General features: G+C 47.0%; 11 protein-coding genes. 6 read left to right on the top strand and 5 right to left on the bottom strand.

All coding sequences use genetic code 11. The features are described 5' to 3' along the window. Positions 1-171: 171 nt before the first annotated feature. The gene (locus AOX59_RS14370) at positions 172-1,398 is read left to right on the top strand and encodes a DUF819 family protein (RefSeq protein ID WP_068446609.1); all 1,227 of its coding nucleotides are present in this window, start codon (positions 172-174) and stop codon (positions 1,396-1,398) included. Between the two features lie 88 nt (positions 1,399-1,486). Here AOX59_RS14370 and AOX59_RS19770 read toward each other — a convergent pair whose 3' ends face one another. Next, the gene (locus AOX59_RS19770; RefSeq protein WP_156418713.1) at positions 1,487-1,705 is read right to left on the bottom strand and encodes a hypothetical protein; all 219 of its coding nucleotides are present in this window, start codon (positions 1,703-1,705) and stop codon (positions 1,487-1,489) included. After that, positions 1,705-2,688 carry a superoxide dismutase gene (locus AOX59_RS14360; protein ID WP_068446607.1) on the bottom strand — a complete coding sequence of 328 codons (984 nt, stop codon included), beginning with the start codon at positions 2,686-2,688 and terminating at the stop codon, positions 1,705-1,707. Before AOX59_RS14360 ends, AOX59_RS19770 begins: the two co-directional genes overlap by 1 nt. Before the next feature lie 269 nt (positions 2,689-2,957). On the opposite strand from AOX59_RS14360, the gene AOX59_RS14355 reads away from it, so the two are divergent. Beyond that, positions 2,958-3,584: a metal-dependent hydrolase gene (locus tag AOX59_RS14355; RefSeq protein WP_068446606.1), complete on the top strand. Its 627-nt coding sequence runs from the start codon at positions 2,958-2,960 to the stop codon at positions 3,582-3,584. Positions 3,585-3,607: 23 nt separating this feature from the next. On the opposite strand, the gene AOX59_RS14350 is transcribed toward AOX59_RS14355, so the two are convergent. From AOX59_RS14350 to AOX59_RS14340, 3 genes are all read right to left on the bottom strand, one after another. Continuing rightward, entirely contained in the window at positions 3,608-3,997 is a 390-nt protein-coding gene (locus tag AOX59_RS14350; protein ID WP_068448377.1) for an RNase H family protein, read from the bottom strand. Positions 3,998-4,043: 46 nt separating this feature from the next. After that, on the bottom strand, positions 4,044-5,171 hold the full coding sequence (locus AOX59_RS14345) for a hypothetical protein (protein WP_068446605.1): 1,128 nt from the start codon (positions 5,169-5,171) through the stop codon (positions 4,044-4,046). 159 nt (positions 5,172-5,330) lie between these two features. Further along, a complete protein-coding gene (locus AOX59_RS14340; protein WP_068446604.1) occupies positions 5,331-5,945 on the bottom strand; it encodes a PH domain-containing protein in 615 nt (204 codons plus the stop codon). 303 nt (positions 5,946-6,248) lie between these two features. Between AOX59_RS14340 and AOX59_RS14335 the strand changes: the two genes are divergently transcribed. The 4 genes from AOX59_RS14335 to acsA all read left to right on the top strand — a co-directional run bounded on the left by AOX59_RS14335 (position 6,249) and on the right by acsA (position 12,479). Next, entirely contained in the window at positions 6,249-7,793 is a 1,545-nt protein-coding gene (locus tag AOX59_RS14335; protein WP_068446603.1) for a solute symporter family protein, read from the top strand. Further along, complete coding sequence (locus AOX59_RS14330) at positions 7,790-9,541, top strand: LytS/YhcK type 5TM receptor domain-containing protein (RefSeq protein ID WP_068446602.1); 1,752 nt, start codon at positions 7,790-7,792, stop codon at positions 9,539-9,541. The genes AOX59_RS14335 and AOX59_RS14330 overlap by 4 nt, the downstream gene beginning before the upstream one ends. 267 nt (positions 9,542-9,808) lie before the next feature. Further along, positions 9,809-10,567, top strand: coding sequence for a LytR/AlgR family response regulator transcription factor (locus AOX59_RS14325; RefSeq protein ID WP_068446600.1), 759 nt, complete (start codon positions 9,809-9,811; stop codon positions 10,565-10,567). Positions 10,568-10,748: 181 nt separating this feature from the next. Next, a complete protein-coding gene (acsA, locus tag AOX59_RS14320; RefSeq protein WP_068446598.1) occupies positions 10,749-12,479 on the top strand; it encodes an acetate--CoA ligase in 1,731 nt (576 codons plus the stop codon). Positions 12,480-12,487: the final 8 nt, after the last annotated feature.

Raw genomic sequence — 12,487 nt, 5'->3', positions numbered from 1 at the left:
ATCCATTTTACCAAATTGATGTTTAAAACACTCATATAATCACCATTAGCACAACAGTCTTTCTATTTATATGCTAACACAAATGGTGTACACTGTTATGTATCAAAGCAAATGAAACGATTACATAAAAGTATTGTTATAATTAATAAACTTATATCGAGGTGAACCAAATTGGAAACGTCATTGATATCTCCGGATAACACGTGGGCGCTCTGGGCGTTTTTGACCGGCTGGGCAGCGGCGAGCATTTATCTGGAGCAAAAATATGCCTGGGCGTCCAAGATGTCCGGTGCGATCATTGCCCTGATTGGGGCCATGTTGCTTGCTAACTTCAACGTGATTCCGCTTGAGTCAAGTGTCTATGATGCAGTCTGGAATTATGTGGTGCCACTCGCCATTCCGCTCTTGCTATTTCAGGCCAACATTAAAAAAATCTGGCAGGAAAGTGGCCGGATGCTGACAATTTTCCTGTTAAGCGCTATCGGGACTGTGGCGGGGACCATTGTCTCATTTTCTTTGCTTAAGGATGTTATTCCGCATCTGGATAAGCTGGGAGCGATGATGGCAGGTTCTTACACCGGCGGAAGCGTGAACCTTGCAGCCATGGCTTCTAAATTCGAAGCGCCGGGGGAGCTCGTTTCAGCGCTTGTTGTTGCTGATAACGCGATGATGGCCCTGTTCTTTTTTGTTCTGATGGCGATTCCGGCTATCGGATTTTTCCGGAGAAGGTACCAGACACCGCATGTGGAAGAAGTTGAAGCAAAAACAGCCGACAACGAAGGGGAAACACAAGCAGCCTCGTTCTGGCAGCGTAAAGAGATGTCGTTAAAGGATATTGCCGCAAGTGTTGCCACGGCGTTCGTCCTCGTTGCGGTATCGTTCCATCTGGCTGATTTCTTTGCTCGTATTGTTCCGACTGGTGCGAATACCAACATTTTCTTTCAGTTACTGGGCGGGATTATCGGTGATCAGTACTTGGTGTTAACGACTCTGACCGTTCTGGTGGTTGTTGCCTTCCCGAATTATTTTGAAAATATCCGGGGGACACAAGAGATTGGAACATTCCTGATTTACATATTCTTTGTCGTGATCGGTGTCCCGGCATCACTCGCTTTGGTCGTGACAACCGCACCGCTTCTGCTTGTGTTTACGCTGATCATTGTTGTATTCAACCTGCTTTTCTCACTTGTCCTCGGAAAGCTGTTTAAATTTAACCTCGAGGAAGTGGTGCTTGCCAGCAACGCCAACCTTGGCGGGCCCACAACCGCTGCCGCCATGGCTATCGCCAAAGGCTGGAACAAACTGATTGTGCCAATTTTGCTTGTCGGTACGCTTGGTTACATTATCGGCAATTACATCGGAACCGGACTTGGTATGTGGTTCCAGACGGTGATGTAATTGGTTGGTCGATGGCTTTTTACGGCACACCCTTCATGGTATGGAAGCTTCCGGCAGACGCCGGAAGCTTTTTAAGGATAAAGAAATTTTAGCATTTAAGGATGTGATACTCGCTCGATTTTACAGGTTTGTCGCTCGTTCTGATGGCGCGCCTGCTCGATTTGACCGGCATGCCGCTCGTTCTGATGACAGTCCCGCTCGATTTAACCGGTGCGTCGCTCGTTCTGGGGACGCTCCCGCTCGGTTTCACCGGCGTGTCGCTCGTTATCGTGACATTCCCGCTCGTTTTGATACTGCTCTTGCTCATTAATAAGGCTCCCACTTTACCTTTATCGCCTCGTTAAACCGTCTATTCACACTGTCCCAGCAGACAACGTTCCACCATGCATCGATGTAATCTTTACGGTTGTTGTGATACTGCAGGTAATACGCGTGCTCCCAGACATCAAGGACGAGCAGCGGGATCACATCCTGTTGGGTAAGATTCTGATGCTTCTCCGCCTGCAGGATTTCGGTCCGGTGTGAACGCGGTGACCAGACAAGCAGCGCCCATCCGACAGCCTGCACATTTTCAGCTGCTTTGGAAAAATGCTCTTTAAATTGATTAAAATCACCGAATGTCCGCTTGATTTCTTTTGCAATCGCACCGTCCGGTTTCCCGCCGCCGTTCGGACTCATATTTTCCCAGAAAATCGTGTGCAGATAGTGTCCGGCACCATTGAATGCCGCTTCATCTTCCCAATGCCGAATCAGCGAGAAGTCACTGTTCCTCCGGGCTTTTTGCATCTCTTTTTCAGCGTTATTCAAGCCGTCCACATAGCCTTGATGGTGTTTGTCATGATGCAGCCGCATAATCTCCTCGCTGATATGCGGTTCCAGCGCATTGTAGTCATAGGCGAGCGGTGGCAGAGTATGCTCGCCGATTGGAACAGTTGTTGTTGATTTTCGTTCCTCATCATCCGCATCAAGTTCACTGTCTTCTGAAAACTCCCCGGAACTGTTTTCCTTCATCAATTGAACAAATTCACTTTTGAGCTGGTGTGCTTTTGTATTCAATGATCCCATCTCATCCGCTGCATCAGCCGTTTCCGCGTCCTGCAGCAATTGCTCACGGTAGGCGTCTGCCATTTCTCCCAGTTCGCGAAAACGGAGCTGCCACGCGTTCCTATCAATATTTGCACCCGGTACTTTATCTGAACGCGTTTCTAATGAAGCCACCAGCTGATCGCACTGTTCCGTCCACGCCACTAACCGCTCCAGCCAGTCTGCTTCTTCCTGTTGCATCGTCATAACAGCAAAGTCCTCCTCTATATAGGTAAAATACTTCCAATCTCAGCCTATGCCGGAAAGCCTATTTTGGTAACACGCTGTTAGAGGGATGGTTTGGGGAGACGCTCTGATAAAACACCTAAAAGATTTATTGCAAACAAAATCCGATATTTTCCTAAATTGAGCTTAAACAAGTCAACATTTCATGGCCACATCCCTTCCTCACCCTGCACAAAAAGCACGCCATGCTGTATAATAGCGGTATTATCAAGCGTCAGGGGAGAATCAATATGGATGGAAAACTTCACGCTGTCATCGGTGCCGGAACCGGAGTGGCCGTTGCTCAGTCAATCGGCATGGAGCCGGTGGAGACGGCTGTTTTGATGGGTGCGGGTATCATCGCCGGATTAGTGCCAGATCTCGATACAGCAGGAAAACTCGCAAACAAAATATCGTTATCCCATAAAATGATCCAGGGCTTTGTTCGGACAACCGGTATTTTAGCAGGAGCCTATGCGTGGTTCGGTTTATCAGGCTATGCGATGTATATCGGGCTTGCACTTGGCATTTTTCTGTTATTGATTGCGCCCAAATTTTCCCAAAAGTTAATGCTGCTCATAAGTGGCGTGGCGGTTATTGCGGCTGGTTTGGCCATGTCGGAAATTTGGGTGTGGCTGTCAGGGAGTTACGTAGCGGGGGCTGCGCTGGTGGCTCACAGGAGCTATACACATTCAATAATCGGACTTATCTTTTTTGCCATCATTGCGTTTTATGTGAATGAACGATTTGCCATGGAGGGGTTATTCTGGACACTTGTGTTGGGGTATGCGAGTCATTTGCTGGCGGACATGCGGTTTATTCCGGGAAATAAGCGCGGAATCAAATTATTCTTGCCGTTCAGCCAAAAAGGTGTTTGAATCAAGCGTTTGCGCACACTTATTCATTCCCTCATAATCGCCTGTCTGGCAAGCCTGTCTGCGTTCGGATTCTGCTTTTCCGGGATCCATTTGATAAAGAAATAAGGAAACTGGCTCGCTTTATCGTTGATGGCAGCAAGTAAGGGCTTGTAAACCGGATTTTTGATAAAACCGGTATCTACCGCATCAACAACGAGCTTTGAATCTGAGCGGAATGATAAAATCTCACCGGGAAAATGGCTGATGCACACGCCGAGAGCTTTCAAAACAGCATGAAATTCGGCTTCATGATTAGACATGACGCCGAGTACAAACGACAATTCCTTGACATCCCCTTGGGCTTTTATATACACACCAGCCCCGCTTGGCCCCGGATTGCCGCTGGATGCACCATCCGTATAGACTTCAATCACTGGCAAACCTTCCTTTCTGGTGATTGCAACCAACATATCTCACCGGTCAACCATCCCTGTTCTCACCATAGTATTCCATTTCCTCATAACGGCGCTGCTGCCGGTAACCATACATGATGTTCCGGGCAGTCTCATCACTTTCCAGACTGGAACCAACCGCACCGGCAACAGTTGCAACAGAGGTAACAAGCCAGCCCAAATGGAAGAAATGAAGGAAACTGATTTTCTTTTCTTCTATGCCCACTACATCACTAAATGTCTCCGGCGGTACAAGAAAGGCAACAACTCCCAAAAACAGCATAAACAAAGTGACATAATACACCCCCACCGCGACAAGCAACGTCATGATGGTCGTCGTATTATACAGTAACCGAAGTTTTCGCTGACTCTTTTCGCTTGGTTTTTCCCATAAATTGTGCGCAAATGTAATCCAGATGATCATGGCAAGAATGACAGCAAGTGTTAAGATAATAAAACGCGGCCACTCATAAACAGCACTAAGCCGCCAAAGCGTTGGAAATATAAGCCCGTACGCAAAAGCAATAGCCATCACGCGTTTAAATGATGGGATGATCGACCAGGGCCGGTTCGCATGTGTCATGCCAAGCAGCAACTTTAACCTGCCATACAGCTTTGGTTTGAGAATAAAGCGCACATCCGATTTTTCAATCCCGTCAGTTTGGGTATTTTTACGGATTGGAGAAAATAGAAAGCCGCGCTCCAACAAACCTTTATGCCTGTTTGCACTTTCCCCATTGATGCTGTAATCCTCATTCACTCTGTAATATAATTCACCGACCACCTGTATAATAGCTTGCTTCACCTTTTTTTGCACAGGAGGCAGCCCGAATGCAGGGATGGATATTTGTGCAACACCTTCATTGTCATTTACATCTCCCAGAACGACACCCTTTTTGGAGAAAATGGGCAAATCAGTCAGACACACGGCATAATCCCATTGGTTGGATTCTTTAATGGCTTCAGCCCGTTCAATCAACTTGTCCACATTTTCAGCAGCACCTGTCAGCGGATCGGGAAAAACGCTGAGTTCCCATGAAATATCCCCGTCAATTTCTTGATTAAATTCATTGGGCATTATTTCAGCTAATTTATGAGTTATGAATGTCGGCAACTCTGGAGCCGGGATCAATCCCACAGTTATCATTTTGGCCAAAACCACTGCCCTCCTTTAAGACGAGTCCTCTGATTAGTTTTCGTTTCAACCATCATAGTCATACCCGTTTTTCACACTATGAAAACCAGGGGACGGGTTTCTCCGTTCAATCACAAAATGAGCTGTACAATGCCACAGCATATACAGCTCATTTAAAGATTAATTATTAATATACTTTTCAAATATAGCGCCGAAATCTTTCGCATGGTAATCTTCTCTTACCGACTTCAACCAGGAGAAGCTGTACTCTGTCAGCTCTTTATACTGGTTCGCCAAATCTGTATCAGCTGCTCTTGAATGCTGGAGCACGTTCACCGCTTTATCCAGACTCTGATTGCCCATTTCCAGGACAATTTCATTTTCATGCATGGTTTCTGCGATATGTAACAATGCCTTGTACAGATCTTTCAATTGTTCGATTTCATCCTTATGGACATCAATGCTGAAAACCTGATTGCCGAGGGTGAATTTAATTTCAATATCCATATCGATTTTACCGGCAGTCTCGAGGAAGACATTTGCAATTTTGTGCTGTGCGTAAGGATAACGGTTCAGCGTCCGTTTGGAGGATGCTGCATTTTCCCCGTCTACATGGATCAAAGCAGTATTCGTGAAACAATATTCATCCGCTTTTGTCTTGATGAGAAAATAGATCTGTTCATCGTCTTCGTGCCGGACATAATCATCCGCATCGGTTTTGTCATAGTCCTCAGGGCCGATGATTTTACCAATGTCCGATAATCCCAGTGCATCTGAAGCAATTTTTTTGAACATGTTACGGTTCCTCCTTCTCCCATTAGTTCTTTTTCTAATTCAATGTCAGTATAGCACGAAATTCCAGCCATTAGAAGCGTTGATGTGAAGCACTCTTAAATAGCTTTACGAACATCATAGAATACGGTACGATTCATAATAAGAGTATTTTCTAAATTTATAATTCATTGAATAATAAAGATTGTTCAAAAAGCCCGGTAACAATGACACATCGCCTCTTTTTTGAACACGCACTAATAGTATCGTGCGGATTATGATACTCGGATTCTCTCGGCCCGAAGCAGACCAAAAGAAGGTGAAACCGTGAATCTGACTTATTTCCTGTTTTTCCTGTGCATCATTGTGTGCACATTGATTATTACATATTGGGCGGCCAAGCAAAGTAAAACGACGAATCAGTTCTATGTGGCAGCAGGCAGCTTAACCGGGGTGCAAAACGGCATGGCGATTGCCGGGGATTACATTAGTGCGGCATCGTTTCTCGGGATTATCGGAACCATTGCCATCAGCGGTTATGACGGCTTTCTGTATGCGATTGGTTTTTTGGTATCCTATTTAATAGTATTATTTTTCATTGCCGAGCCTGTGCACCGTTTAGGCAAATATTCACTCGGGGATGTTGTCTGCTCGCGCTTTCCGGGCAGCCGGATGCGCTGGATGATGGCGAGTGCGGCATTGATTATTTCCATACTATATATGATTCCGCAATTGGTAGCTGCCGGCCTTTTGCTGCGCCTGCTTTTAAATATTGACTATTCCACCTCTGTCCTGATTATTGGCAGTCTGATGACCATTTACGTAGTGTTTGGCGGCATGTTTGCCACGTCCTGGGTGCAGATTGTGAAGACTGTCGTGCTCATGTCAGGAACCTTTCTCTTAATGTTAATTGTGTTCTCGCGGTTTGACTGGAGTGCTGCAGCGCTGATTGCCGAGGTTAAAACAGGCACACCGCTGGGGGAGCAGTTTTTCCTGCCAGGCAACCTGTACGATGAACCGCTGGAAAGTATATCGCTGCATCTCGCATTAATTCTTGGTACAGCCGGCCTTCCGCACATCCTGATTCGTTTCTTTACTGTAAGCAATACCCGTGAAGTGCGCAAATCACTTTTGACTGCAAGCTGGATTATCGGCACATTTTACATCATTGCACTCGTGCTCGGACTCGGAACCGTTGCTTTAATCGGCTACGAGCAATTAGTCGGGGCAGATCAAACGGGGAATCTCGCAGCACCGCTTTTGGCGGGAGAATTGGGCGGCGACTTTCTGATGGCTTTTATTGCGGCGATCGCGTTTACAACGATTATTGCAGTTGTCGCTGGTCTGGTGATTTCAGCCACAACCGCTTTTTCACACGATGTTTATTTTCACATCATTAAAAAAGGCAGGACGACTGAGAAAAAGCAGATTCGTTCAGCGCAATGGACAGCTTTTGTTGTGGGTCTTATTTCAACTTTATTTGCACTTGGCCTGGAAAATATCAATGTGACATTCCTTGTTTCCTTAACCTTTATCGTGGCGGCATCCAGCAATCTGCCGGTGATTTTGCTTACGATTTACTGGAAGCGCTTCAACGAAAAGGGTGCGATTACAGGAATGGCAAGCGGTCTGGTTGCTTCACTGGTGCTGCTGTTGCTCGGGCCGCATATCATGAACCCGGTCAGCGGCTGGATTCCGCATGAACCGGTTCTGCCGCTGGCCAACCCCGGGATTATCGCTATTCCTATCGGGTTTTTGGGAGCGGTTCTTGGCTCGCTCTTGACGCGGCCTGCAACACAGAGCTCGACGGATTTTCGCCGTTTTTTCATCAAGTCACAGACGGGGATTGAAACGAGGGACGATCGCTCATGAAATACTTGACGCTGATTTTATTTGAACGTCTGGGGTTATTGCTCCTTATTGCCTTTGTCCTGACACGCACCCGCGGTTTCAGATCACTCGTTGACCGTGAATTCAGCAAAAAAATGCTGTTCGTCCATGCTTTTGTTTTCGGCCTGTTTGGGATTGCCGGTACCATTACAGGCATCGTAATTGACGGCGATACAGCTGCGGCCGGAAGTTTTGTTCTGACGCCTGTCGCCGATGATCAGATGATTGCCAGTTTAAGCCTTGTCCCGATTGTCATTGCCGGATTGCTTGGCGGTCCTGTAGTCGGACTTGGAGCAGGCATCATGGCGGGTGCTCACCTTTTTTTCCTAGGGGGCTTAGGTGTGGTTGCGAACACTCTGGTCAATCCCATTACAGGGCTCTTGGCTGGGTGGACAACACGTTTTTTCTCAAATGAGCGGGTAATCGCGCCAATGAAGGCATTGTTTATCGGTGTTTTTCCGCCTGTCCTGCAGATGCATATGCTGCTGATAGCCGAGCCGAACTCTGAAGAAATGATTACGATGGTCAATACAATTGGTTTGCCTTTAGTATTGTCGAACAGCATCTCCATTGCGATTTTTACAGCGATGATCGGCATTGTCCTCAAAGAGCAGGAAAATGAGGCAGCGCAGGCAACGAGACAGGCATTGACCATTGCTGAAGAAGCCCTCCCTTTTTTACGAAAACACCATTCACCCAGGGAGATGGCATCAGGAATCGCTGATTTGCTCCATGACCGCCTGGATCTCGCCGCTGTAGCTGTCACCAATGAAAGCGAAGTTCTAGCACATCGGGGCATAGGCGGTGATCATCATCAGGAAGGTGATCAGAGCACGACATCGTTATCCCATCAGGCACTTGAATCGCGTCAAATGCAAATTGCCTATTCACGTTCAGAAATTCAGTGCCGCGATGAAAATTGTCCGTTTGAAGCAGCCATCTTCATCCCGATTATCGATGCGCAGGAAGCAACAGGACTGATTCAATTTTACTTTGAAAAAGCGCAGCACATCCGCCCGGTAGAACTTGTCCTGGCGAAGGGGCTGGGTCAATTGATTACCAATCAGCTGGATACCATCGCAACAGAAGAATTGAAAAAGCATATACGTGATGCTGAATTGAGAAACCTGCAGGCACAGATTAATCCGCATTTCCTGTTTAATACACTCCATATGATTGCGGCCCTGTTCCGAAAAGACGCGGAGAAAGCACGGCACATTACAGTCAGCCTGGCACACTATATGCGTTTTAATATCGGCCTGGTGAAAGACTCACTCATCAAATTGGAAAAGGAGTATCAGCATGTCAAATCATACATTGAAATCATCCAGACCCGTTTTTCCAGCCAGCTGACCATTCACTTTTCAGAACCTGAAAAACTAGCACAGGCCAACATCCCGCCCTCAACGATTCAGCCGCTCGTTGAAAATAGCATCAAGCATGGTTTAAAAAATGTAACCAGCGGCGGTGAAGTAAATGTCACCATAGAAGATAACGGCGACACGATAAGAATTGCCGTCAGTGACAATGGAACAGGCTTCCCGGAAAACCAGCTCCAGATAGCGGGAACAACAACAATGACAAACAGACAAAACGACGGAGGTGCCGGATTGTATAACGTGAACCAGCGCCTGATCAGTCTCATCGGTGAATCTGCACGCCTCCATATTCGCAATCTGCCTGAAAGCGGCAGTGAGGTTTATTTTACGATACCATGCAAGCGAAGTTAAAGAACACTATTCTTGTGAATTTTGCAGCTCTTTAACCTTCGTAATTGATGTAAACTGCGAAGTACTATAAAAAATGTTTGAGTGCTATGAGACCGCTCCGGAAATACACGCCGCTTTCCGCGGGCGGCTGAAATCTGAGCAGGAAGCGGTTTTTGCTTCCGAGGAAGCTGAAGCGTTGCCCTAAGGTGCGCGACCGCCCGCAGCGGAAATCAATTCTGTCTATAGATTTTGTGTTAAAAAACAGCCTTAAGGAAAGAAGGTATGATGATGAGAACCATTCACGCCATGATTGCTGAAGATGAACAGTTGGCACGGGAGGACATGATTTATTTACTGGAAAAAGAACCGGATGTCGTACTCTGTCCCAGTGCTGAAACAGGCAATCAGCTGGTTGATTTGTATGTGGCCCATGAACCTGACGTTATTTTTCTGGATGTGGAAATGCCCGGGATGACCGGAGTGGAAGCTGTGAAGCAGATAGTCGAGCTGGCATATATTCAACCGCCCCTATTCATTTTTACGACAGCCTATGATGAATATGCGATGGATGCGTTTGAAATTGAGGCTGTCGATTACTTGCTGAAACCCTATGATGACACCCGTTTTCAGAAAACCATGCGCCGCATACGCAAACAAATGGCGCAGACTGGCATGAAACAGGAGAAGCACGCTGAAACACGAACCGACCAGGCTCCCGAAAAACTTCTCATTGATGATGGTGAGCGTATGGTGGTTCTTTCACCAGATTCCATCTATTATGCCGTGCCATCCAACCGAATGCTGGAAATCCATACGCGCGATGAAGTGATTGAAAGTCGAATGACATTGCAGGAACTTGAAGATAGATTGAAAGGATTTTCCTTTTTCAGGACGCACCGCAGCTACTTGGTCAACCTGGACTATGTGAGGGAGATTACGCCATGGTTCAACGGTGCGTATAATCTCACCCTGAAGGATAAAAATCATACGACCCTGCCGGTCAGCCGGGCTGCGCGAAAATTTTTGCTCGAGATGTTTAAAAATTAACCATTCACCTTTGAATTTAAACTTTTCAGACATCGTAAACAACATTTGGCCCAAAAACTCCCTCAAACCAAATGAACATCACTTATACTGTGTCGTAAGCGCTTACAATATGCGGAGGTGATGTCATTCTGCCATATTCAGCAGACTATCCGGATAATTATGATTATTAACATGAGGGGGAATGAAAGTGGTAGCTGATACAATAGCACCTAAAACAGGGCAGGCTAATATGCCTGATTATGATACGGCACGTGCCGATTTTTCTTGGGAGGAAGTCGAAAAATCCTTTTCCTGGCATGAAACAGGGAAAGTGAACATGGCACACGAGGCCATCGACAGACATGCCGAAACATGGCGCAGGAACAAAGTGGCACTCTATTACAGTGACGATGAGCGGGATGAAAAATATACATTTCAGGACATGAAGTTTCTATCCAACAAGTTCGGGAATGTGCTGCGCAGCATAGGGACTGAAAAAGGCGATCGTGTCTTTTTATTTCTATCGCGCTCGCCCGAACTGTACACCAGCCTGTTAGGCACCTTGAAAATCGGGGCCATTACCGGACCATTGTTTGAAGCATTCATGGAACAGGCAGTCCGCGACCGTCTTGAAAACAGTGAAGCAAGTGTATTGATTACGTCACCTTCACTGATTGATCGTGTTCCGTACAACGAACTGCCACATCTGGAAAATATTATTCTCGTCGGTGACGGGGACGCCCCTGAAGATGGAGACGTAAAGTTTTTCAGGTATGAACAGGAAATGGAAAAAAACTCACGAGATCTGAACATTGAATGGGTTGACCGTGAAGATGGCATGATTCTGCATTATACATCCGGATCGACCGGTAAACCAAAAGGTGTATTGCACGTCCATAATGCCATGATCCAGCAATATCAGACCGCCAAATGGATCATGGACCTTAAGGAAGATGACATATACTGGTGCACAGCTGACCCGGGGTGGGTAACCGGCACGTCCTATGGCATATTCGGACCGTGGCTGAACGGTGTTTCCAACTTGGTCCGCGGCGGGCGTTTCAGTCCTGAAGACTGGTATGGCACCATCGAAAAGTACCAGGTATCCGTCTGGCTGAGTGCGCCGACTGCATTCCGCAAGCTGATGGGTGCCGGTGATGAAGCTGTTAAAAAGTTTGACTTAAGCTCACTCAGACATGTGCTCAGTGTCGGCGAGCCGTTGAACGCTGAGGTCATCCATTGGGGCATGGACGTTTATAACCGGCGGATCCATGATCATTGGTGGATGACCGAAACCGGTGGTGTGATTATCGCGAACTACCCCGCCATGCCAATGAAACCCGGCTCAATGGGTAAACCATTCCCGGGTGTTGAAGCGGCTATACTGGACGAAGAAGGCAATGAGCTTCCGCCGGGTCAGATGGGCAAATTATGCATTAAATCCGGATGGCCATCCATGCTTCGGACCGTTTGGAATAATGAAGAACGATTCAAAAAATATTTTCCATTTGAAGGCTGGTTTGATTCAGACGACCTGGCGTCAAGAGATGAAGACGGCTATTTCTGGTTCGAGGGACGGGATGATGACGTCATTACCACTTCAGGTGAGCGGGTTGGACCATTCGAAGTCGAGAGCAAACTGGTCGAACATCCTTCTGTTGCTGAAGCGGCTGTCATCGGTAAACCTGATCCTGTCCGCGGCCATATCATTAAGGCATTTGTCGCACTTAAAGACGGTTATACCAGAAGCGATGAACTGGAACAGGAACTCAGTTCGTTCGTCAAAAAAGGGTTAGCCGCACACGCCGCACCACGGGAAATGGAAATCCGCGACTTTCTGCCGAAAACCCGAAGCGGCAAAATCATGCGCCGTGTCTTAAAGGCATGGGAGCTTGATGAGCCGGCGGGGGATCTGTCAACGATGGAAAAATAAAGCGAATC

The sequence above is a fragment of the Lentibacillus amyloliquefaciens genome (assembly GCF_001307805.1).
GTDB lineage: Bacteria > Bacillota > Bacilli > Bacillales > Amphibacillaceae > Lentibacillus > Lentibacillus amyloliquefaciens.
Note: the sequence above shows the minus strand (reverse complement) of the source record. Positions and strands in the feature narration are given on the sequence as shown.